A 21659-nucleotide genomic window follows, 5' to 3' on the forward strand; every position below is an offset into this window, starting at 1 on the left:
GGTACCGACAAAGCCAGCCTACGGGGCGTTGGAACCTCCGTGCTGTCGCATGCCAATGTCGACGCGACGAGTCATATTCGATCAGGTGCCGAGGCCGGCGAAGGCCAGAACCTTCGCTGGCAAGCTTCGGTGGGGCCGACACAACAGGGGTCTACTCGCCTGGAGCGTCGGGGGCCGCAGAAATTGTAGCAGGTAAGATACTAAGCCCTCGGGAGAACGGCGTGAATATCGCAAGTCACATCACACTTCTCGTTCACCCAGGGATGGTGAAGGTGCTCGCGAGTTTGATTCAGATGCTCGCCGATGGGCTGCGTGAGATTTCCATCGAAACTGATATCGTCCATGAATTGCCGCAGGGATTCAACGGGCGGGCGATCGTACTGGGCGCCAACCTGTATGGCGAAGTTGGCTTAGCCAATTTGCCAACTAATTCTGTTATATTTAACGTTGAAAATCATACATCTGATTGGATATCAGATGAATATACAAATATACTTCGTCGATTCCCTGTTTGGGATTTTAGCGAATCCAATTCACTATTTTTATCTGATAGAATATCTAGACGCGTATATTACTTTAGACTGTTCTATGTGAGTGAACTTTCAAGAATACTTGATACAGATCACGACATAGATGTTTTATTCTATGGATCTTTTAATGACAGACGATCTAAAATACTTGATGAAATGCGCGCGCGAGGGTTGCGCGTTGAGGCAGTGTACAACGTATTCGGCGACCAGCTTGACCGGCTTATCGCGCGGTCGAAAGTGGTACTCAATTTGCACTTCTATGATAGTGGACAGCTTGAAATCATTCGCATTTTCGATCTGTTGGCGAATAAGCGCGCTGTAGTAAGTGAAGTAAACTCGGGTGAACTGGTGGATGCCGATTTGGCCAGCGCCTTTGTCGCAGCCACTTACGAGAACCTTGTCGATGTAACCGAGGCGCTCGTCAACGACCCAGATCGACGTCAGAAGATAGCAGCAGCAGGCTTCGAGGCGTTTAGTCGACGCAGCGCCAAAAAAATACTTCCTGAGGCACTCGCCTGGAGTGATTTGCCGCGCCTTCCCGGCGATATGGTGATCGGTAGTGGCAAGATGTACGATCCACACTTGCTTAATATCGACATTAGTGGCCAATGGAATCCTGATATTGTCGCCGACATATCAGATCCGGAGCTATTGAACCGTGAATTTACATCAACGCGCTTTGGCGCTGTTCGCCTTAAACCTGAGTTGGTTGTGAGCATCACTGCGTCACATGTACTTGAGCATATTCCAAACCTTGTTACAGCTATGAAAAATTGCTTGGCATTATTGGCAAATGGCGGCATTCTCAAAATAGCAGTCCCTTATGATCTGTCGTACGGTGCTTGGCAAGACCCCACTCACGTGCATGCTTTTAATGAACGGAGTTGGCTCTACTATTGCGAATGGTACTGGTATCTCGGCTGGACCGAAGCTCGATTCGATTTGATTGAGCAGACCTTTCACTATAGTTCCTTGGGGCACGAGCTGGCAGCACGGGGCGTTGCACATGACGAGATTTTGCGTGGCCCGCGGGCGGTCGACGAGATGCATGTGGTGCTGCGCAAGCGGCAACTAACTGAGGCTGAGCGTGCCCATGGGCGCCAAATGCGGGGCGACATCCGCGCGTGAAATTCGATGCAAGCTACCGATGAGGTGCATTAGATGACGCAAAGCACGCCCGATGATTCCCGCGAAGCCTTCGCGCGCATTTACCAAAGCAACGAGTGGGGCTCCTCGGAATCGCGCTCCGGACTCGGTTCAGCGTACGCGACGACACATCGCGTGCGAACCGTATTGCCGATGCTTCTGCGCGCACTGGATGTGAAGTCCATGCTCGACGCGCCCTGCGGCGACTTCAACTGGATGCGCTTCGTCGACTTGGGCAAAACGCACTACATCGGTTGCGATATCGTTCCGGACGTCATCGAAACGAATCGCATGCGATACGCGGATCGCGAATTCCGCGTGCTCGATCTGGCTGCCGAACCACTGCCGAACGTCGACCTCATTTTTTCACGCGATTGCCTGCAGCATCTGACCGAGCCCGATATCTGGCGCGCGCTGCGCAACTTCAAGAAGTGCGGCGCGCGCTGGCTGTTCACCTCAAGCCATTCGACCTCGGCACAGGACATCGCGTCGGAAACAGGCGGATTCGGATTTCTCAACTTGCAGCAACCGCCATTCTCGTTGCCGCTGCCACTCCTGGTCATGCCAGAGGAACACTACGCATCGAAGGCGATGTGCCTGTGGGACATGACGCAAATCGGCGCATGAGAAAACTCAGTGCCATTACCAATTCAAATGCACGTCGCTGCTGCGAAGGCAACATGGCAACTCACACACCACCTTGAGCGTTGTTCGATAGTTGTGGGGTTGTGCTACACCCCAGGAGAAAGTTCCCGATGACGCTCCGGCCGTACCTCGATATGTATGTTTGGACCAAGGCGCATCAGCTGACGAACAGGCGACAGTTTGGCATGCTGGCTGCCGTCTCATTGACCACTGGCTTGGCTACTCTGTTGAGTCACTCGCGGAAAGGCTACGCTGCCATGTCTCCCAAATCTGCCAAGGCCCGCCCATCGCCAACCCTCTTCACCGCGCCCATCGAGCTTGCCGGCGACTGGGGCAGCATGCTCGAGGGCGCGGCTGATCAGGTCGTCGAGCGGATGCGGCATGCATGCCTTGACGGCGTCCGCCTGCTCTCCGACCGCCAGCCGACGCAGCTGCGTGTCGACCAGCACACTTCCGGCACGCCGGCCGTCTGGCTGCATCCGGACGGCAGCAGCATGGCCTGGATCATTGTCGATATCGGTGAGCGCGACTGGTCGAAGCTCGCCTACCAGTTCGGCCACGAACTCGGCCATGTGTTTGCCAACAGCTGGCAGCCGGATGCCAAGCCGGCGCCGCCCTGCCAGTGGCTCGAGGAAGCGATGGTTGAAGCATTCTCCCTGCGTGGCCTCGGACGCCTCGCGAAGGACTGGAAGGCGAACCCGCCGTTCGCCGGCGACAACGCTTTCGGCGATGCCATTGCCAAGTATCGCGAGAACATCATCCGAGGCTATACCGCGCTCGCCGACACTCAGGGACTCGCCCGCGACGCCGCGGCGTGGTTCGGCGACCATCGCGGCGAGATCGAGATGCCCGCGCTCAATCCATTCGCCCAGGCGATGTCGCTGACCATTCTCGCCGAATACGACCGCGCGCCGGACTGCGTCGAGGCGCTGGGAGCACTCAACCGCTGGCCCGGCCGCACCGGTCTGCCGATCGACGAGTATCTCGGGCTATGGGAAAAGAGCTGTGCCGAATTGCAGGCCTCACCGCACCTGCCGCAGCGCTTGCGCGACCTGTTACACGTTCCGCAACGAGCCAAGTGAAGAGCGCAAGCACGCTCGAAACTGACTAGCACGCCCGCATGGGCCCGGTTTCGACATTGAACCAGCCTGCAGTGGTCTGAATAACCTTCCAAAGCTTAGCCGGAAGCGCGATCTCTGGACCGTCGGTGCGCTCAACGTGGTGTTGATCTCATCAGCTTTGTTTCGCTGGGCGAGTTCCGATCGCCAACATTCAGCGAGGTGACCTCGGCACCTATTTCCACGACGATGCCAGACACCTGGTTGTCGAGGATCGCTGGTGCTGGGCTCAACGCCGCCGGGCCGCGGCGATCCAGTCGAGCCGCGCGGCGGGTACGAGGCCGTAGTTATAGAAATTTATGCCATCGACACCGGACGACAGCGCCGGCTTCACCTTGGCCGCAAGGATGTCGGGACCGGCCATTTCCGGATAGAACAGCCGGTAGCCGGCACCGAGGAATTTCTCAGCCCCAAGCGCGTCGCGGCCGGCCGCCATCAGGCTGGCGACGTCGCCGGCCTGCATGTCGTAGGCACACAAGATCGCCCCGTCGCAGACCTTGCCAAGTGCTGCAAGATCACAGCCGCCAAGCCAACCGTCTTTCAGATCGATGATGACGACAGATGTCCTAGGGTCGGCCACTTCGCGCAGTTCGGCGACCAGGCTGGTCACCGGCTCGAACCGCCACTTGAGATAGGCATGAAGCTCCGGCCATGGTGCAAAGGCGTCAAGGCCACTGGCCGGGAAATCGGGAAAGCGTCGCTCGGGCACGGCGCGCTCGCAAGTTTCTGCAATCCATTGTCTGACGAGCTTGCGCGCGGGCTCGCCATCAACTCCCGAGCTGGCCGCGCGAGCCAGGCAGGACGGGCAGAAGCACAGCGACAGCAGAAAATCGTCTTCGGGCGTCAGCCCGACGCCGTCCTTCTCGTGATGGTATTCATGGGCGAAGCCCATGAAGGACGGGCTTTCGAGTTCGATCCTGTCCGGCCTGTAGCTGTACGAGATATCCGCAACCAGCGCGCGGACATAGGCGCGCGCATCCGGATGCGATGGGCACAAATTATAGTAGTTGGCATCGCCGAAGGCGTTGCGGGTGACGGCCTCCGGATGAAGCATGCCGAGGCGGGTGTTGTGCAGGCAGACGGTCCAGCTGGAAACGCCGAGCCCGCCAGCCTCGCGCCTGCGGACGAGATCGCCAAGCACGTCGCCGCCTTCGGTGATCACATCAGCTAGCTTCGGCTGGATAGCGAGCCCGGCCCAACGCGATAGCGTCGGCTTGAAATAGATCGTGCCGTCCTCCGGGAAATAGGCCTTGCGGCGCGGGCTGCGCGGCTGCAGGAATCGGCCGGCGTGGTATGAGGTCGCGAGACTGATCATATTGAGCCCGGCGCGCTCGACAAGATCGCGCTCGACCGCCTCCAGGCCCAAATCCTGGATATCCCAGGGGTAGGTCCACATGGACAGTTGTTGCATGGAATATCCTCAGTCTTGATACCGACGCATGGCCGGAGATGGCGTTATTGTCAGCCCTCGATCGGCTCGGCGACCTGCATGAGGCAGTCGCCCGCCTCGCACATCGTTTGCAGCCGGCGCGACAGCACGATGCCGCTTTCGGCGAAATGCAGCGCTTCTTCCGTAACATCAAGCCGTTCGAGGTCGTGATACCAGCCGGCCAATTGTCCAGCGTTGACGCTGTCGCCCAGCGTGACCGCAGGCTCGAACCAGCCGCGCCTTGTGGCATAGAGACCCTGGCTGTGCCGCGACAGCGAAAGCAGCTGTGTCGGCGCCGGAGATTTTGACGCCGGCCCGAGAACCGGCGCGTCGACCACGCCAAGTGCTGTCATCAGACTGTCGAGCGCACGAGCCGTGATCGCCATCGTATCGACCGTGGCGGTGCCGCCGCCACCGAACTCGCCGCTGACGCCGATGGCGCCGGCACGCCGCGCCGCGCCCATGGAAGTCGGCGAGGTCTGACCATTGTCGGCCACGAACCCGTAAGGCATGCCGAGCGTCCGCATCAACTCCACCCCGCGACTGTGGCGGTCGGGATCGATGTTGCGCTCGACAAGTGCGGTCGGCAGATGTTCCATTGAGGTGCCGCCCGAATGGATGTCGAAGACGACGTCATGGCGAGGGAACAGGTCCCTCTCCAGAAAATCCGCCAGCCGGCTTGTCGGCGTACCCGAGGGGTCGCCCGGGAAAGCGCGGTTGAGATTCCCGCCATCGAGCGGCGAGCAGCGTTTGGCGGCCATCACCGCCGGTACATTGGCCATCGGCAGGATGGTGATGCGGCCTTTGATCTGCCTGGGGTCGAGCCGGCGCATCAGCTTGGCTAGCGACAGTTCGCCCTCATATTCGTCGCCGTGGTTCCCGGCCATCAGCAGCAGCGATGGGCCCTCGCCGTTGTGGATGAGGCAGATCGGCACCTTGACCTGGAAGTAGGGCGAGCGGTCGATCGAGACCGGAATGCTTAGATGGCTGAGCATCTTGCCGTCCCGGTCGAAATCGAGCGTATGACTAAGGCCTGTGTGCATGGCTTAGACCGCCGCGACCGCGGTGATTTCAATGCGCAGATCGGGATCTGCGAGGCGCGCTTCGACGCAGGCGCGCGCCGGCAGGCGCTGTGGATCCACCCAGGCATCGTAGACGCTGTTCATGGCCTCGAAATCGCCGATCTGCGGCAGGAAGATGTTGACCGCCACAAGCTTGGACTTGCTGCTGCCGACTTCGACCAGCAGCGCCTCGACCTTGGCCAGCACGTCGCTGGTCTGGCTCTCGATGCCGGCCTTGCGGTCATTGGCCACCTGGCCCGCTATATGGACGAGGCCGCCATAGACGACTGCCTGCGACATACGTGAGCCGGACTGGAAGTACTTGATCATATCGGATCCTTTCGAGGTTCTCTTCCTGGTGGCCGAAGCAACATCTGGTCAGCCAAAATAGGTGGGAAAGGCGTGGCGGACGTACCCCGCCACATCGACGCCAAAGATCACGCGGTAACGATCGAGGCAGGTGCAGGGGTGCGAAATGCCGAACTCGACGACGTCGCCGACAGCGATATCGTCGCTTTCTGCAACAGACAGGAAGGCATGCTGGTCGTTGAGTTTGACCACCTCGGCGCGCACGGCCGGCGCAGGCAGCGGCTTGCCAGCGCGGAAGGTCGTCAACGGCGTTGGAAAGCCCTGATCGAACGAAACGTCGCGCATGCCCATGCCGCAGATGACGAGGCCGGGCTCCGGCCGCGACAGCACTTCGGCCCACAGGCGCAACGCCGGATGGAACGAATGTCGTGCCGACGCTTCGACACCGCCTACGGCAAAACCCCGGCGGCCATCGAGCGCGCCAAGCGAACGGTCGTAGGTGCCATGATCATGGAAGAAGATGGCGCCGCTGCGCAGCACCAGCGTCGCGTTGCCGTCGCGCGAAACGTCGAGGGACAGCGCGGCGACAACCTTGTCGAAGAAGACCGAACCGCCGGCCGTGACGACCAGCGGCGCCTCGCCGCCAAGGCGCGCGCGCAGCCGCAGGAACATGTCCGACATCATCGCCAGCAGCTCTGATATCACCGCGTCGGTGCGGCCGGGGTCGGGTTGCGCCGCAGCACCTTCATAGGTCGCGACGCCGGCGATCAGCAGCCGCCCATCGGCAGCCGCGATCGCATCGGCGATGGCCTCGGCTTGCGCGGTGGTGCGGGCGCCCGCCCTGCCCGCGCCCAGTTCTACCAGTACGCGCAAGGGAGCGAGCGCCGCATTGGCACGCCAGGCTCCGGCCAGTGCATTGACGGCATCGACCGAGTCGGCAAACACGAAAAGCTCGGCATTCGGCCAGGCACCGGCGAGCGTTGCCAGGCGGCTTGCACCGCCGCTACCGCCAACCTCGTTGGCGATGATCAAGCGGGAAAGACCGGCCTTGAGCATCACCGTGGCCTGCCGAATATCGGCGACCGTCGTGCCCCAGGCTCCGGCCTCGACCAGCGAGCGGGCGAGGTCGGGCGCCATCGGCGTCTTGGCATGCGGCGCGACTGCAACGCCCTGTTCGCGCGCGTAGCGCAGGAACAGGTCACGGTTGACGGCGAAGGCCGCCTCGTCAAGGGTCAACACCGGCAACGACATGCGTCCACCGGCTGGATGCCAGCGCTCGGCTGCAACAAGGCTGCTGTCCAGCCCGATTGTGCCGGGAGGCACGCCGCGGATGCGGTCGTCGAGCCGAAAATTTTCGCGCACGCCAAGCGGCGGGACTGGTGAGTTTTCAGTCATCCGATGCTAACCCTTTCGCCGTCGCAGAACCGGCCGGAATTGATACTGATGGCCGGTCACAGCATGAGAGGCACGCGTGCCAGAACCCTACTCCGGACCGATCATCGACGCCCACCATCATCTTTGGGATCTCGGCCTCGGCCGGCATCCCTGGCTCGCCGCCACGGCCGGCGAGCGCGGCGGACTGGGCGAGCTTGGTCCGCTGAGGCGTAACTATCTGCCTGAGGATTATGCGCGCGACGCCGTCAGGCACAATGTCGTTGCCACCGTGCATGTCGAAGCCGGCTGGGCGAGCAATGACAGCGTCGGCGAGACGCGATGGTTGGAGACACTCGACAAGTCGCAAGGCGTGGCGGCCCGCTATGTCGTCCACGTGCCACTGGCAAGCCCCGAGGCGGCTGCACTGATCGAGGCGCAAGCCGCCTTCGATCGCACCGTTGGCGTGCGCGACATATTGAGCTGGGACCCTGATCCCGCCAGGCGTTTCGCCGCCCGCGACGGCATCATGGACGAGCCGGCATGGCGCGCCGGCCTTGCCTTGCTTCGCCATCACCGGCTCGCCTTCGACATGATGGTGTTCCCGCGCCAGTTCGGCGATGCCACCCGCCTTGCGGCGGCCTTTCCGAGCCAGCAATTCGTCCTCAACCATTGCGGCAGCCCGATCCACCGCGATGCGGACGGAATGCGGCTCTGGCGCGAGGGGCTGCGCGCCCTGGCGCAACACCAGAACGTCGCCATCAAGATTTCGGACCTGGTTGCCTATGATCATCACTGGACGCTCGACAGCCTGCGGCCGGTCGTCCTGCATTGCATCGACTGCTTCGGCAGCGACCGCGCCATGTTTGGCAGCGACTTCCCGGTCGCCAGCCTGCATGCGTCGTTCGATGACATATACGACAGTTTCAAAACCATTGCGGGGAACTTTTCCGCGGACGAGCAGACGGCGCTGTTCTTCGGCAACGCCAGAAGCATCTACCGGCTGGACGATGTATCATCGGCGCGCCTGCTCCCGGCCTGAGAGAAGCAGCAGACCCAGGATCAGCGAGCCGAACAGGATGCTGCGCCAGCCGGGCGATGCATTGACGACGGTGATCAGCGCAGTGATGGTGACCAGAAGGACGGCGCCTGGAATGGTACCGGCATAGGTGCCGAGCCCGCCGAGGATCGAGGTGCCGCCAAGCACCACGGCGGCAATCGAGGCGAGCAGGTACGGATCGCCGATCCCGACATAACCCTGTCCGTTCATGCCGAGGACCAGCACGCCCGCAAGCCCCGAACAGAAACCGCTGATGCCGTAGACGGCGAGCGTCGTGGACGTGACCGGGACCCCGGACAGGGCAGCGGCGAGCGGATTGGCGCCCATGGCGAAGATCCGGGCACCGAGCGACGTGGCATGCATCGTGGTCAGCACGATCACGGATACAGCCACCCACAAAAGCACGCCGGCCGGAATACCGGCCGGCCGCGCATTGCCGAGCCAGTGGACCAGCGGATTCTCGGCAGTCACCGCGCTGCCGCCGGCGATAATGATCAGCAGGCCCTGCAAGAAGGTCGCCATGGCCAGAGTCATGATCATCGGGTGGACGCGCAGCAGGGCCACCCCCAGCCCGTTGACCAGACCGATTGCCGTCGTCAACAAGAGAACGGCGAGGATGGCGGTGAGGCCGGTTGCATCCGCCTGCCATGACAGAAGCGGCAGGCTGACGGCGCTGACCGTAACGATCGCCGCGACCGAAAGGTCGATGCCGCCGGCGATCACCACGAAGGTCTGGCCCGCGGCAACCAGGCCGATGACGGCGCCGAGCTCGATCAGGTAGCGGAGATGGCCGTAGGCGCCGAAGCCGCGTGACGCGAAGCTCGCCACGATCCAGACTGCGGCAACGATGGCAACGGTGAGGAATGGCCGGCTGCGCAGGACCGTCAAGGCACGTTTGCCGCCCGCGCTTTCTTTCCATGCTGTCATTGCTGCACCTTGCGGAATTGCGGGATGGCGACCGCCCCGATGATGATGAGGCCCTGGGCGACATACTGGGCGACCGGCGTGAAGCCGAGGAAGAACATGACGCTGATCATCAGGCTGAGCAGCAGGCTGCCGGCAAGCGCGCCGCGCATCGTGCCATGGCCGCCGAGGAAGCCGATGCCGCCGAGCACCGCGGCGGCAATCGAGTTCAGCGTGAAGGCTGTGCCGATCACCGGGTCGCCCGAACCGGTCTGCGCGGCGACGAACAGGCCGGCACCGGTGGAAAGCAGACCGCTGATTGCGTAGGCAGCGATGCGCGCGCCATCGACGGGCACTCCGGAGCGATAGGCGCCGACCGGATTCTCGCCTGCGGCATAGAGGCTCAAGCCAAGCGGCGTGGCGAGGTAGATCTTCCACAGGGCAACGATGAGCACCAGGAGCACGAATGCCGCAGGCGTGTCGCCGGCAAGCAGGTCGGACAGCCACGCGGGAATGGCGCCGCCCGGCCTCGGCAGGATGAGCAGTGCCGCGCCGCCGATAATGAAGGACCCGGCAAGCGTCACCACGATCGCCGGCAGGCGAAGCTTCACCACGATGAAGCCGGTCGCAGCACCAATGCCGAGGCCGGTCAGCGCCACTACGGCGGTACCGCCGGCGACGCCCAGTGGCCCGGCCATCGTCGTGGCGGCGATGACCGCGCCCAGGCTGACGGTCGCGCCGATGGCTAGGCTGATGCCGCCGGTGAGCATCAGGATCGCCTGCGCCATGGCGACCAGTGCCAGCGGAAACCAGCTCTGGGTGAATTTGGCGAAGCCGGATGCCGTGAAGAGGCCTGGGAAAAGGACGCCATAGGCGACGAGAAACACCAGGACGACGGCGAACAGGCTGCGCACGCCGACATTGCGGCGCAATTGCACCGGCCAGTAGAGCACGCCTGCCTGCGTTGCGGAAAGAGGTGTGTTCATGCCGCGACCTTCTGCTGTTCCGCGCCCATCGCGGCCGAAACGATGGCTTCTTCGCTCAGTGCCCCACGCTCGAGCATGGCGACGATGCGGCCTTCGCGAACCACGGCGACGCGGTCGCAGAGATGCACCAGTTCGGGCGTATCGGAACTGAGAAGCACGACCGCCTTGCCGGCGGCGGCGAAGTTGCGAAGCATCATGTAGATTTCACGTTTGGTTTCGACATCGACGCCGCGTGTCGGATCGTTGAGGAGAAGCACGAGCGGGTCGTGCGGCATCCATTTCGCCAGCGCCACTTTCTGCTGGTTGCCTCCCGAGAGGGCCTGCGCCACCCGGGCGAGATCGCCCTTGATACCGAGCTGGGCGGCAAGGCCTCTTGCTGTCTCGCGCTCGGCGCGGCGGCTGCGCAGCTTTAGCGCCGGCAGCCTGGCGAAGGCGGGCAGCATCATGTTGGTGATGATGGGATGGATCAGGTGCAGGCCTTCACGCTTGCGGTCGGCCGGCACATAGGCGAGGCCGGCCGTGTTGGCTTTCGGCACGCCGCCCGGCAGGCCGGTGGCGCCATTGACGGTCGCCGATGCCGTCCGTGCCGGAATGGCGCCGTAGAGGCCGAGCAGCAGATCTTCCTGCCCTTGCCCGACCAGGCCGCCGATCCCGAGCACCTCGCCCGTCTTGATATCCAGATCGACGCCGCGCATCAGGCCGGCCGAAAAATTTCGAACAGAGATGGCGTTGGTGGGTGATGCCGAAGGCTGCCATCGGGGAAAAAGGTCACCGGGGTCGCGGCCGACCATCAGCCGAACCAGCCCGGCGGCATCGGTTCCTACCAGGCTGCGGTCGGCCGTGCAGGTGCCGTCCTTCAGCACGGTGACATGCTGGCACAGCGTCATGACTTCGTTCAGCCGGTGCGAGATGTAGAGAATGGCGATGCCCTCGCCCCGCAGCCGCTCCAGCAGATCGGTCAGGATTTTTGTTTCAGTTGCCGACAACGACGATGTCGGCTCGTCGAGAATGAGCACGCGCGGGTTGCGGTAGAGCGCCTTGGCGATCTCCACCATCTGCCGGCGGCCGAGCGACAGATGTCCGACCGGGGTCGACAGCGGCTCGTGCAGCCCGACAAGATCGCACGCCGCCCGCGCCCGCGCGGCAAGCTCGTTGTAGTCGATCAGGCCGAACCGCTTGGGATAGGCGCCGAGGCCGATGTTTTCGGCGATGGAGAGACTGGCCGTCAGGCTGAGCTCCTGCTGGACGACGGCAATCCCGGCCTGCCGCGCATGGGCAGGGGTCATGCGCGAAACCGCGAGGCCATCGACCTCAATGGTGCCGCCGTCCGGGCGCAAGGCGCCAGACAAGAGGTTGATCAGCGTCGACTTTCCAGCACCGTTCTCGCCGAGCAGCGCATGCACGCGGCCCGGCTGGAGAGCGATGGAAACGTCGCGAAGGACGGGGTTGCCGAAGAAGGACTTCGACACCCCCCGCGCCGCGAGCAGCGGAGCCATGGTTGTCAATGCTACAACCCTTCAGGCTTATTTCTGAGCCAGCAGCTTCTTGAACAGCTCTTCATCGTAAGGCGAATAGATGTAACCGTCAGCCGGGAAATCCTTGGCCCGGGCGAGGTATTCGTCGATGTTGGAATTGTCGATCACCGGCAGCGGGATCTTGACGAAAGCCGGCACGTCCTTGCCTTCCAGCGCCTGGACGGCGGTGTAGGTGGCGAAGGCGCCGAGCCAGTTCGGCTGCATGGTAGCCCAGCTCTTCAGGCCCTTTTCCTTCCACAGTTCGAGGAACTGACGGGCGTTCTCGCCAGTGATCGGCACCTGGTCGCGGCCCTGCTTGTCGAGGGCGAGTACGGCACCGGCAGACAGGGCGCCGCCAAGCGACAGGATGCCGTCGATCTCGGGGTTGGCGAAGAGCAGGCTGGTGACGGCTTCCTGGGCCGGCGCGACATTGTAGGGCGTGTTGGTCTCGGCAAGGACCGTCACGTCGGGATGGGACTTGAGCTCGGCGTCGGCGCCTTTGCGCCTGTCATCGCTGACCGAAACGCCAGCAGGGCCGTTGAGGATGAGGATCTTGCCCTTGCCGCCGATGGCGTCGATCAGGAACTTGGCCGCCTGGTCGCCCCACTGGGAGGAATCGGTGTTGACCTTGGCGGTGACCTTGTCGGTATCGACGAGGCTGTCGAAGTTGATGATGGCGATGCCCTTGGCGCAGGCGTCGGCCAGCACGCGTGCCGGCGCGGTCGACGAACCGGCAATCAGGATGATGGCGTCGACGTCGGAGTCGATCATCGACTGGATCTGCTGGATCTGGACATTGGCGTCGCCCTGAGCGTCGGTCACGACGAGCTTGTCGACCAGCCCTTGCTTCTTCAGGGTTTCGACTTCGGCTTCGATCGTACCTTGCGTCTGCTTCATCCAGGTCGGCACGGAATAGATATTGGCCCAGCCGATCGTGTACGGCGCCTTGCGGTCGCCCTTGATGCAGTTTGCGGCGGCGCTGGCCTGCGAACCGGCGCCCAGGCTCAGCATGAGACCGAGGCAAAGGGCGCTGGCGGATGTAAAGAACGACGATTTCATCATGACTGTTCCCTTCTGAGGTTGTGGCCTCGACGTGCGGCATCGGGACGAAGAAACCCGCCGGTTGCCGAGCCTCGGAAACCGTCTGTTCTCGTCGGGACTTTCTGCGTCAGGCTCGTTAGTTTGTCTGGTATTTCAGACAATGTGTCTGTATATCGGACAAAATGGATGCTAGACCGCGCCTTGACATCTTTCAAGCGTCTTGAGACGAGGACCGAACTGATTTTTGGATGGATGCGGCTGACATGAGCGACGGCGATACTGATGTGATCGAAAAGGAAGCCGGCGCAGAACCGCGCAATGGCGAACGCCGCCGCGGCATCGATCGCGTCATCACGCTGCTTGAAGCCCTGTTGCGCCACCGTGCGCCGATGCGCGTCGGCGACATGGCCAAAATGATTGGCGCGCCGCGTTCAACCACCTACGAAATCGTCAACAGCCTACTTGAAGCCGAAATGCTCGAGAACGTCGGCACGGAAGGCTACGTCTATTTCGGGCGGGCGATGCATCTGTTCGGCTGGGCCTACTCGCATCACAACGCCCACTACCGGCGCATCATCGAAACCCTGGACAGGCTGGCCGCGGAGACCGGCGAAACCGTCCAGCTATGCGGTCTGCGCGGTAACAAATACGTCGTCCTCGATTGCCGCGACTCGCCCGGCCCGTTCCGGATTTCAAGCGATGTTGGCGTCGAGGTCCCGATCCCGTGGACGGCGTCCGGGCGGCTGCTGCTCGGCCATATGAGCGAGCAGGAACTGAAGAACTTCATTCCGCCCGGCGACTACAAGCTTCCCGACGGCCGCATCATTTCACCCGCCGAGTTCTTTGCCGATGTCGCCCTGGCGCATCGGCAGGGTTTCAGCGAGACCGCCGCCCTGGCCGACCGCTTCACCTGGTGCATGGCAGCGCCCATCCAAGATGGCCACGGCGCCATCAACAGGACCTTGTGCTTCGTGCTGCCTGTCGACACGCCGGAGCCGCGGCGCAACGAACTGCTTGCGCTTCTGCGCGAGCGCGCCCGAGGGTTGTCGCTCGCAGGAGGCTGAAGATCGATCGTCAGGCGTCTGATTCCGCCAAAGCCGGCAGACGCTAGGCGAGCAAGCGCGCCAGGTTGGACGCGCGGCGTCGGAAAGGGCCGCAATCCGATTAGGATAGACCATGAGGTTTGCAACCGCTCCCAAGTTTGTGCTATCTTATCGCACGATAGCGCCAAGGAGATGCGGACTTGTCGCGCCTATGGAGTTGGTTCTCACGTTCCAAAGTGCTGGAAGAGAACGGGGAACAGCTTTCCTCGAACTATCTTTCTTCTGCGAGCGAATTACGTCTCGCTGATTTTTTGGCGAGCACGACTGACTTAGTGTCTTTCTATGACAGCAACTTTCGCCTGACACACTACGCGGCAAAGTTGAAAAGTGTCCACGGCCGCGCCGTAAAAGCCGGCGCCAGGGTCTGGGACGTCTATCCTGGCTTTCTTGATTCCAAGCTTCGCCATGAGCTTGATCGTGTGCTCAGCGGCGGCGCTCAGACAAGCGTCGACCTGCCCCCGTCGGGCGGCGAGGCGCCCAGGTCCGTATTCGTATTCCGCGCGGCGGATGGGATCGGAATCAGCGAATCCATAGCAGCGGATTACGCTGGACGGTCCGCCGCGGAGGAGGCAGAGCGTGTGACACTTCTGCATCGGGCGACCCACGACGTGTTGACCGGCCTGCAGAACCGGCGGCGGTTTAGCGAGGATCTGCAACAGGTTTTGTCAAAGGTCGACGGATCAACGGAAAAGGCCGCCCTCCTGCAGATCGACCTTGATGACTTCAAAGCTGTCAATGACACCCTCGGCCATGGGGCCGGCGATACCTTGCTCCAACTCGCGGCAAACCGGATCCGGGACGCGCTGCAAGTCGGTGAATCTGCGTACCGGTATGCCGGAGACGAGTTCGCCGTCATCCAGTCGGGAAAGCAACAGCCTGCTGATGCCGCGCTCCTCGCCGGGTCGTTGATCGACGCACTCAAGGCGCCGTTCATCATCAACGGCATCCCCGTCTTCGTCGGCGCGAGCATTGGTGTCGCATTCGGACCGGAGCACGGGACGGAGAGCGAGCAGTTGATGAAGGCCGCGGACATCGCTCTCTACGCGGCCAAGAGAGATGGGCGCGGCTGCGCCCGAATTTTTAACCGTTCGATGGCGCTCCTGCTGGAACAGCGCGAGAATCTAAGGCGCAGCTTGCGAACGGCGCTGGAAAGGGGCGAACTCTATCTCGAATATCAGCCGCTCGTTCGCCCACACTCGTCAGTGGTGGGCTTTGAAGCACTTGTGCGGTGGCGTCACCCCGAAATCGGAATCATTCCTCCGAGCGTGTTCATCCCGATCGCTGAAGCTGACGGCCTTATGGACGAGATTGGACGGTGGGTACTTGAGGAAGCCTGCCGCCAGGCCACGACGTGGCCTTCCGCCCTAACAGTCGCGGTGAATCTGTCGCCGGTGCAGTTCCTGAGCGGCTCGCTCACGGACACGGTTGCCCAGATCGTCGATAGCGTGGGAATCCGAGCCGAGCGGCTCGAGCTCGAGATAACTGAGACCGTCCTTCTCGAGCAGACCACCGACAACCTCGATACGCTCAATACTCTGAACGTCTTGGGGATAAGGATCTCACTCGACGACTTCGGTACCCACTACTCGTCATTGGGTTATCTGAAGAACTTCCCCTTCGATAGTTTAAAGATAGACCAGTACTTCATTGATGAGCTGGAGACAGATTGGAAAAGTCAGACGATCGTGCAGTCCATCATCGGCTTGGCACACGGTCTGGGAATAAGCGTCACCGCCGAGGGAGTCGAGACGCGGGGACAGGCACAGTGGCTGATCGAGCACGACTGCGATCGTCTCCAGGGCCATTTTCTTGGGCGGCCGATGGGGGGCGAGGCGACGCTTGATTTCATCAGGCGGACGCCGCTGGAACCGGTCTTGGCGTGGGAGGACGAGATCGGACGGTCCAGCCTCCAGAACCAAGGCCGCGACGTTGGCGCGAGACTGGGTTCGAGCGGCGACTAAGGCGGACGCGTTTAGTAGTACCCGGTCCGTGCAAAATGGAAGTAAGCGAGGAAAAGCCCATGAATGTTGCTTCGCAGAGTGTCGTTGCCGAAGCGGCCTTCGAGCCCATGATCCAGATCGATATGGAAATCAAAGCTTTCCTCTCGGCTTGGTTCCATTGCGATCACATAGCGACTTACTTGGCGCGCGTGATCAGCCACAACCGAACTGACTCGGTGCTGCATTCAAATCTCTTCTCTTCGGCGCTCAATGAATTGCTGGAGGTTACCTTCCGTACGCGACATCCCGCCGGCGGCTTCGTGTGCAGGGTGTCTCGTCATGGCAAGACGGATAGGGTTGAATTGATATTCCCCTGCACGCCCGACGAGCGACAATTTTACAAGGACGCCTTATTGCGGGTCGGAGCCCCCGAGGCTCGGGAGCGATACCGCAACTCGCTTTCCGAGGACCTCGCGCCGAGCCCGGAAGTGGTGCTCTTTGAACTGGCTATCGACTATAACGCCACACTGCGGCTCGGCAAAGAAGCCGACGCTGGTGCTATTACGCTTGTGGTGGACCTTCCCATCGAGGGCCAGGCAAATTGACCCCGTACGGCTTGTTCCCGCGCTTCAAAGCGCAATACGACATGAACAATCAGGAGTTCTCCATCTCGGGGGTGGTTCGGCCTCAGGCGATCGACGAGCTTGCGCCCAGCATCGCCCTGCTGAAGGAGTCCATCGGCCGAGTACGCGGCGTTCTCTACATAAACATCAGGCGCCTCACGCAAATGAACAACACTGCGTTCCACGCCTTCGCGCGGGTGATCATCAACTCCTGTCGCGCTCGACCTGACCTCAAATTCGTGATCATCACGTCAAGTGTCGTCGGATGGACAACTCGCAAGTTCGGTCGCTTGTGCGGAATTGGACCGAACATTAGGGTCGAGGAATATGACAGCGAGTTCTATCCGGGTCAGAGCTTCCTAGAAGAAGGCGAATTCATTCCGATCCTCCGCACGCAGACGAGGATAACTTGGCGCCACGAACGCGCGATCTTGCCGCGGCACGGTATGCAGCCCGGCATCACGATGGCCGACATCTGTTGCGGAATCGGCGATTTCGCCGCACTCGTGCAAAAGGAGTTCCAGCCGTCGCGGATCGTCGCCCTGGACCACTCCAGATCAAGTCTCGCCTATGCGCGAAGCGTGGCCGCGGATTTCGATATCCGAGGGATTGAATACATCTATGGCGATGCGTCAGAAATGCTGCTCGAGGACGATCAGTTCGACCTCGTCACGTGCCGACACTCGCTCCAGATCTTCAATCGGCCGGAGCTCATTCTCAAGGAACTTTATCGGATATGCAAACCGGGTGGGCGCGTCTACATCACCAACGAGAAGAACTCGCACTGCCTCGGGGAGCCGCGCGGTGAAAGTATTCAGTGGACCTACAACGAGGTCGCAAAACTGTTCAAGTATTTCGATATGGACGTCGAGCTTGGACCCAAGAGCCGACGGTATCTGACGGAAGCGGGATTCGCAGACGTACGTGTAGAGTCTTTCACTGTTACCAACCTCGACGGCGACCCGCAGGACTTCGCGGATGTCATTGCGGCTTGGGAGAACGTCTACGCGGGACAGATGGCGGTCAAACGCGGCGACACTCCAGAGTTCATCAGGCGGTTCCGTCAGGGCTTCAGGGATCATGTTTTCGCGGCACTCCATCCGAAGGGCTATGCGGGTTGGCCGATCTGGGTCGCATCTGGACGAAAGCAACCATGAACACCGGTGATGAGCGGACACCACGCTTCGGCCTACGCTCCTTTCGGGCGAAATTCATGCTGGTCGTGGGTGGCGCAGTTCTGTTTGACCTCCTGGTAAGCGGCGGCCTGGCACTTTGGAACGTTCAAAGGTTGTCGCGGGATGCCACGTCAGAGGTCGGCGAAGGTCTGACAAACGCGAACCAGGAATACATCCGCTCTTATGCCGATTCGACAGCGTCACGGGTGGACCTTCTGCTGGACCGCGTGCATGCAGACGTCAAGGTGCTGGCCGGCGTCCTGCAGGCCCAGATCGACGATCCAACGAGACAGAAGCAAGTCGGAGAGACCTTGGCGCATGAGGCGCCTGGCTCCGTGACGACGATTTACGACGCCAAAGGCGGATGGGCGCAGAACCTTCGTGGTGGGCCGTCCGTTGTGAGCGTGTGGGGCTACCTGCTCGGCGCTGACCACCGTCCTCTTCCCGCCGTCGAGCGGGAAATTGACAACAGCGCTGTACTGGATCTCGTTGCGCCGAGCCTCCTGGCCAGCGGGTCCTCCAAGCTGCAGATGTACTATATCGGCCCAAAGGAGCGACCAATCTTCAGGACGGCACCCTATAGTGATCAGGCCCAGACCTTCGATCGGCTCTATCCCGGCCACAACAAGGCAGACTTCTGGGAGTTTTTCTTTCCCGGGATCTACGCGTCCTGGCGGCAATGGACCAGGGATCCGGCTTCGCGTCCGATTGCCGACGATATCACGCAGACTGCGCCCTACACCGATGCGATCACCGGCAAGCTTATCGTCAGCTTCTTCCACCCGCTGTGGACGCGGGATCGGACCGACATCGCCGGTATTGCGGGAGCCGACATTACCCTTGATCAACTCGCCGAGATCGTCGAGAGCGTGAAGATAGCGCAAACCGGCTTCGGCTTCCTGACGATGTCGAACGGCAACGTGGTGGCGATCAAACCGGCCGGCGAGACGATTATTGGCCTGATTTCATCGAACGACAAGGTTGCCCAAGGCGTCACCGGTCTCGAACGATCCCTGCGGAAAAGTACGCAACGGGCAATCGCCTCGTTGCCTCTCGGACAGGACAATGACGGCGTCATTCAGCATATCGCCATCGACCAACACGGCGAGAGCGTTCCTTACATTGTTGTTCTCAAGACACTGCATCCGACGAATCTGTGGAGTTCGGGACCGATAGAACGCGAAGCAATGTCGGTCGGAATCGTTGTTCCGGAACGAGAGATCTATGCGTCACTGTTCGCGGCCCAGGAGAGCATTTCTCGCGCAACCAACCGTATCCTGCTGTACCAGATAGGCGCGATCATCGTTTCGCTCCTGATCGTCTTGGCTGTCGTCTTCCGGATTTCAAAGCGGATCACCGCCGGCCTCAGTGCGCTTGCCGGCGCCGCAAGGCGCCTTCAGGCGAAAGACTATTCGGTCCGGGTGAACATTCCGACGCGCGATGAAGTTGGAGAGGCGGGTGCCGCGTTCAACGGGATGGCCGAACAAATCAGCTTTCACACCGAAAACCTTGAGCAACTCGTCGACGAACGCACCAGGGAGCTTGAAGACGCGAGCCAGGAGATCTCCGCACTCAATGACAAACTTCAAAGCGAGAACGTTCGCCTCGGCGCCGAACTCGCGGTTGCGCGCCAGATCCAGTTGATGGTTTTGCCGAGGGCTCGCGAGCTCGAAGCAATCCCTGGCCTTGAGATCGCAGCCTATATGCGGCCGGCCGACGAGGTCGGCGGCGACTACTACGATGTCCTGCAAGACGGGCCCCGTGTCAAAATCGGGATCGGTGACGTGACCGGCCACGGCCTTGAGAGCGGCGTCCTGATGTTGATGGTCCAATCCGTTGCGCGCGCGCTGCAAGAGACCGGTGAGGACAATCCACGCCAGTTCCTGGATCGGCTAAACCGTGCGATTTACAAGAACATAGAACGGACGAACACTGACAAGCATCTCTCGCTGGCCTTCCTTGACTATGAAGATGAACATGTGACTTTGTCAGGCCAGCATGAGGAGGTCCTCGTCATTCGCGCGGACGGGCAAGTCGAGCGCATCGATACGCTCGATCTGGGCTTACCGGTCGGCCTCGAACTCGACATCTTGCCGTTTATCGAGACGCACGACATTCCGTTCAGCAGCGGCGACGTGATCGTGCTCCACACCGACGGCGTCACCGAGGCGGAAGACCTGGAAGGAAGGCTGTTCGGTCTTGATCGCCTTTGCGAAAGCGTGCGCCAACATTACGGCGGTTGCGCCGAGAAGCTGAAAGCCGGAATTGTCGAAGATCTCATGGTCCATATTGGAACCCAGAAGATCCATGACGATATCACCCTTATCGTCATGAGGCATCGGTAGGAAATGGCTACGCTTTTCGGACCAGCCGACCTTGCAATCGGCATGAGAGAGAGTATCAGTCGGGTGCGTTTGTTCGATGGTCCACTCGACCTGAGTTGGCATCATTGTGCTACCACCTCGGACTTCATCGCCGACCTTTTCGCGTTGCGATTTCAGTCTTCTCGCAACGATTACAGGGAAGTACGACACTGCATCGGTTATTTGGTTAACGAACTCATTGAAAACGCTGTCAAGTTTCGTGTGCCGGGCGAGATCATGATCGAATCGTCGATTGATTCGGGGAATTTCAAGGTCAAGGTTTCGAACGTCGTCGACGGCGAGACAGCCGTGGAGTTTCAGAATCTCCTTTCGGAGATCACCGTAGGCGATCCGGGCGAGCTCTTGATCCGGTGGATCGAAGCGAATGCGGCAGACCCTGAGACGACCCGCTCCGGTCTTGGGTTGCTAACGTTGATGAGCGATTATGGTGCACGTCTGGCCTGGACCTTCAGCCCGACCGACGAAAGTGATCGTATTTGGCTGGAAACATATGCTTCAATTCCGGTCCCGCAAACTCATAGCTAAGTGAAATGAAGTCTCAACATGGAAATAGCAACAGAACACTATCGCGTGTGGACTGAGGAGAGCGATATTTATTTCGATGGCGTCATGCGATTGGCCAGCGTCGAAGCCTATGCACCCATTTTATCTTTGATGATCGACGTTCTTTCATCGACACCTGCTTCCGTCACGCTCAATTTAACAGACCTTGAGTTTCTCAACTCGTCCGGCATCAACCTCCTGGCGAAATTCACAATAGAAGCCCGCAAGCATTCCAATGTCCAACTCATTGTGCGCGGAACTTCCGAAATACCGTGGCAGTCGAAATCGCTGCCAAATCTCAAGAAATTGCATCCCGCCGTGGAGCTTTTTTTGACCTGACAGTTGGCTGCGAAGGCAACAAAGCAGGTCGCCGAAGTCAGGGCATGGCTCAGACAACGCCGGCATGATTGCAAGACCGGGATGAGACAAGCGCGTCAGTGCGCGGTTCCCGCGAGCTTTTGCCGACGAGACCTGACCGCCTCCAACAGTTCGCATTCGCTGGTGTGAGCATTTCGAAACATGGCCACAACCATCACCGCCAAAATTTCGGTGTCCGGGTCCAAAGGGTCGAGCTGTTCATCCGCGCAGACCTGATCGAACACGCGTTCGCAGATATCCAGATCGTGAGGACTGAGGCAGGTGCGATTGAAGCGCCGACGCAGCATCTGCGCGAACCTTTCAGGGCCCGCCGCCCGTGCTTTGCGGCGGGCTTTTTACTGAGGAACTACCGAGGCCATGGAATGCTAAGTGATAATATCGCGCTGGGTCTATTGTAGTC

Annotated in this window: 20 protein-coding genes; 11 read left to right on the forward strand and 9 right to left on the reverse strand. The window is 60.8% G+C overall.

Features of this window, described 5'->3' with window-relative positions; genetic code table 11:
- The first annotated feature begins 221 nt into the window (after positions 1-221).
- The 3 genes from AC1RZR_RS30610 to AC1RZR_RS30620 all read left to right on the forward strand — a co-directional run bounded on the left by AC1RZR_RS30610 (position 222) and on the right by AC1RZR_RS30620 (position 3403).
- Positions 222-1658: a glycosyltransferase family protein gene (locus tag AC1RZR_RS30610; protein WP_481826951.1), complete on the forward strand. Its 1437-nt coding sequence runs from the start codon at positions 222-224 to the stop codon at positions 1656-1658.
- A gap of 33 nt (positions 1659-1691) precedes the next feature.
- Positions 1692-2303 carry a class I SAM-dependent methyltransferase gene (locus tag AC1RZR_RS30615; RefSeq protein WP_481826952.1) on the forward strand — a complete coding sequence of 204 codons (612 nt, stop codon included), beginning with the start codon at positions 1692-1694 and terminating at the stop codon, positions 2301-2303.
- A 128-nt stretch (positions 2304-2431) separates the two neighbouring features.
- Positions 2432-3403: a hypothetical protein gene (locus AC1RZR_RS30620; protein ID WP_481826953.1), complete on the forward strand. Its 972-nt coding sequence runs from the start codon at positions 2432-2434 to the stop codon at positions 3401-3403.
- Between the two features lie 265 nt (positions 3404-3668).
- Here AC1RZR_RS30620 and AC1RZR_RS30625 read toward each other — a convergent pair whose 3' ends face one another.
- Genes AC1RZR_RS30625 through AC1RZR_RS30640 form a run of 4 tightly spaced genes read right to left on the reverse strand, consistent with a single transcriptional unit; the run spans position 3669 to position 7633 of the window.
- Positions 3669-4850 (reverse strand): hypothetical protein, encoded by a 1182-nt coding sequence (locus tag AC1RZR_RS30625; RefSeq protein ID WP_481826954.1) that lies wholly within the window; start codon positions 4848-4850, stop codon positions 3669-3671.
- Between the two features lie 50 nt (positions 4851-4900).
- Complete coding sequence (locus AC1RZR_RS30630) at positions 4901-5911, reverse strand: succinylglutamate desuccinylase/aspartoacylase family protein (protein ID WP_481826955.1); 1011 nt, start codon at positions 5909-5911, stop codon at positions 4901-4903.
- Between the two features lie 3 nt (positions 5912-5914).
- Positions 5915-6259 (reverse strand): RidA family protein, encoded by a 345-nt coding sequence (locus AC1RZR_RS30635; RefSeq protein ID WP_477279465.1) that lies wholly within the window; start codon positions 6257-6259, stop codon positions 5915-5917.
- 48 nt (positions 6260-6307) lie between these two features.
- The gene (locus AC1RZR_RS30640; protein WP_481826956.1) at positions 6308-7633 is read right to left on the reverse strand and encodes an alanine racemase; all 1326 of its coding nucleotides are present in this window, start codon (positions 7631-7633) and stop codon (positions 6308-6310) included.
- A 76-nt stretch (positions 7634-7709) separates the two neighbouring features.
- Here AC1RZR_RS30640 and AC1RZR_RS30645 point away from each other — a divergent pair, with 76 nt between their 5' ends.
- The gene (locus AC1RZR_RS30645; RefSeq protein ID WP_481826957.1) at positions 7710-8651 is read left to right on the forward strand and encodes an amidohydrolase family protein; all 942 of its coding nucleotides are present in this window, start codon (positions 7710-7712) and stop codon (positions 8649-8651) included.
- On the opposite strand, the gene AC1RZR_RS30650 is transcribed toward AC1RZR_RS30645, so the two are convergent.
- Genes AC1RZR_RS30650 through AC1RZR_RS30665 form a run of 4 tightly spaced genes read right to left on the reverse strand, consistent with a single transcriptional unit; the run spans position 8625 to position 13083 of the window.
- Positions 8625-9596: an ABC transporter permease gene (locus tag AC1RZR_RS30650; protein WP_477279459.1), complete on the reverse strand. Its 972-nt coding sequence runs from the start codon at positions 9594-9596 to the stop codon at positions 8625-8627. The genes AC1RZR_RS30645 and AC1RZR_RS30650 overlap by 27 nt on opposite strands.
- Entirely contained in the window at positions 9593-10558 is a 966-nt protein-coding gene (locus AC1RZR_RS30655) for an ABC transporter permease (RefSeq protein ID WP_481826958.1), read from the reverse strand. The genes AC1RZR_RS30650 and AC1RZR_RS30655 overlap by 4 nt, the downstream gene beginning before the upstream one ends.
- Complete coding sequence (locus AC1RZR_RS30660; RefSeq protein ID WP_481826959.1) at positions 10555-12054, reverse strand: sugar ABC transporter ATP-binding protein; 1500 nt, start codon at positions 12052-12054, stop codon at positions 10555-10557. The genes AC1RZR_RS30655 and AC1RZR_RS30660 overlap by 4 nt, the downstream gene beginning before the upstream one ends.
- 27 nt (positions 12055-12081) lie before the next feature.
- Positions 12082-13083, reverse strand: coding sequence for an ABC transporter substrate-binding protein (locus tag AC1RZR_RS30665; RefSeq protein ID WP_481829154.1), 1002 nt, complete (start codon positions 13081-13083; stop codon positions 12082-12084).
- Between the two features lie 293 nt (positions 13084-13376).
- Between AC1RZR_RS30665 and AC1RZR_RS30670 the strand changes: the two genes are divergently transcribed.
- The 7 genes from AC1RZR_RS30670 (at position 13377) to AC1RZR_RS30700 (ending at position 21220) form a co-directional block, all read left to right on the forward strand.
- Positions 13377-14177 (forward strand): IclR family transcriptional regulator, encoded by an 801-nt coding sequence (locus AC1RZR_RS30670; protein WP_477279453.1) that lies wholly within the window; start codon positions 13377-13379, stop codon positions 14175-14177.
- Between the two features lie 290 nt (positions 14178-14467).
- On the forward strand, positions 14468-16177 hold the full coding sequence (locus AC1RZR_RS30675; protein WP_481829155.1) for a putative bifunctional diguanylate cyclase/phosphodiesterase: 1710 nt from the start codon (positions 14468-14470) through the stop codon (positions 16175-16177).
- A gap of 59 nt (positions 16178-16236) precedes the next feature.
- Positions 16237-16761 carry a ubiquinone biosynthesis methyltransferase UbiE gene (locus AC1RZR_RS30680; protein ID WP_481826960.1) on the forward strand — a complete coding sequence of 175 codons (525 nt, stop codon included), beginning with the start codon at positions 16237-16239 and terminating at the stop codon, positions 16759-16761.
- Between the two features lie 41 nt (positions 16762-16802).
- Entirely contained in the window at positions 16803-17936 is a 1134-nt protein-coding gene (locus tag AC1RZR_RS30685; protein ID WP_481826961.1) for a methyltransferase domain-containing protein, read from the forward strand.
- Positions 17933-20299, forward strand: coding sequence for a SpoIIE family protein phosphatase (locus AC1RZR_RS30690; RefSeq protein WP_477279447.1), 2367 nt, complete (start codon positions 17933-17935; stop codon positions 20297-20299). Before AC1RZR_RS30685 ends, AC1RZR_RS30690 begins: the two co-directional genes overlap by 4 nt.
- 3 nt (positions 20300-20302) lie before the next feature.
- Complete coding sequence (locus AC1RZR_RS30695) at positions 20303-20863, forward strand: slr1658 superfamily regulator (protein ID WP_477279445.1); 561 nt, start codon at positions 20303-20305, stop codon at positions 20861-20863.
- 18 nt (positions 20864-20881) lie between these two features.
- Positions 20882-21220, forward strand: coding sequence for a slr1659 superfamily regulator (locus AC1RZR_RS30700; RefSeq protein ID WP_379092880.1), 339 nt, complete (start codon positions 20882-20884; stop codon positions 21218-21220).
- Positions 21221-21315: 95 nt separating this feature from the next.
- Here AC1RZR_RS30700 and AC1RZR_RS30705 read toward each other — a convergent pair whose 3' ends face one another.
- On the reverse strand, positions 21316-21546 hold the full coding sequence (locus AC1RZR_RS30705; protein ID WP_477279442.1) for a hypothetical protein: 231 nt from the start codon (positions 21544-21546) through the stop codon (positions 21316-21318).
- Positions 21547-21659: the final 113 nt, after the last annotated feature.

This window comes from Mesorhizobium bavaricum, from assembly GCF_056781655.1.

Coding starts and splice junctions, on each gene's coding strand:
- AC1RZR_RS30625 (WP_481826954.1), bottom strand. CDS start 4,850: ATGCAACAACTGTCCATGTGGACCTACCCCTGGGATATCCAGGATTTG.
- AC1RZR_RS30650 (WP_477279459.1), bottom strand. CDS start 9,596: ATGACAGCATGGAAAGAAAGCGCGGGCGGCAAACGTGCCTTGACGGTC.
- AC1RZR_RS30680 (WP_481826960.1), top strand. CDS start 16,237: ATGAATGTTGCTTCGCAGAGTGTCGTTGCCGAAGCGGCCTTCGAGCCC.
- AC1RZR_RS30670 (WP_477279453.1), top strand. CDS start 13,377: ATGAGCGACGGCGATACTGATGTGATCGAAAAGGAAGCCGGCGCAGAA.
- AC1RZR_RS30665 (WP_481829154.1), bottom strand. CDS start 13,083: ATGCTGAGCCTGGGCGCCGGTTCGCAGGCCAGCGCCGCCGCAAACTGC.
- AC1RZR_RS30690 (WP_477279447.1), top strand. CDS start 17,933: ATGAACACCGGTGATGAGCGGACACCACGCTTCGGCCTACGCTCCTTT.
- AC1RZR_RS30685 (WP_481826961.1), top strand. CDS start 16,803: ATGAACAATCAGGAGTTCTCCATCTCGGGGGTGGTTCGGCCTCAGGCG.
- AC1RZR_RS30615 (WP_481826952.1), top strand. CDS start 1,692: ATGACGCAAAGCACGCCCGATGATTCCCGCGAAGCCTTCGCGCGCATT.
- AC1RZR_RS30700 (WP_379092880.1), top strand. CDS start 20,882: ATGGAAATAGCAACAGAACACTATCGCGTGTGGACTGAGGAGAGCGAT.
- AC1RZR_RS30705 (WP_477279442.1), bottom strand. CDS start 21,546: ATGCTGCGTCGGCGCTTCAATCGCACCTGCCTCAGTCCTCACGATCTG.
- AC1RZR_RS30695 (WP_477279445.1), top strand. CDS start 20,303: ATGGCTACGCTTTTCGGACCAGCCGACCTTGCAATCGGCATGAGAGAG.
- AC1RZR_RS30660 (WP_481826959.1), bottom strand. CDS start 12,054: ATGGCTCCGCTGCTCGCGGCGCGGGGGGTGTCGAAGTCCTTCTTCGGC.
- AC1RZR_RS30620 (WP_481826953.1), top strand. CDS start 2,432: ATGACGCTCCGGCCGTACCTCGATATGTATGTTTGGACCAAGGCGCAT.
- AC1RZR_RS30635 (WP_477279465.1), bottom strand. CDS start 6,259: ATGATCAAGTACTTCCAGTCCGGCTCACGTATGTCGCAGGCAGTCGTC.
- AC1RZR_RS30655 (WP_481826958.1), bottom strand. CDS start 10,558: ATGAACACACCTCTTTCCGCAACGCAGGCAGGCGTGCTCTACTGGCCG.
- AC1RZR_RS30640 (WP_481826956.1), bottom strand. CDS start 7,633: ATGACTGAAAACTCACCAGTCCCGCCGCTTGGCGTGCGCGAAAATTTT.
- AC1RZR_RS30630 (WP_481826955.1), bottom strand. CDS start 5,911: ATGCACACAGGCCTTAGTCATACGCTCGATTTCGACCGGGACGGCAAG.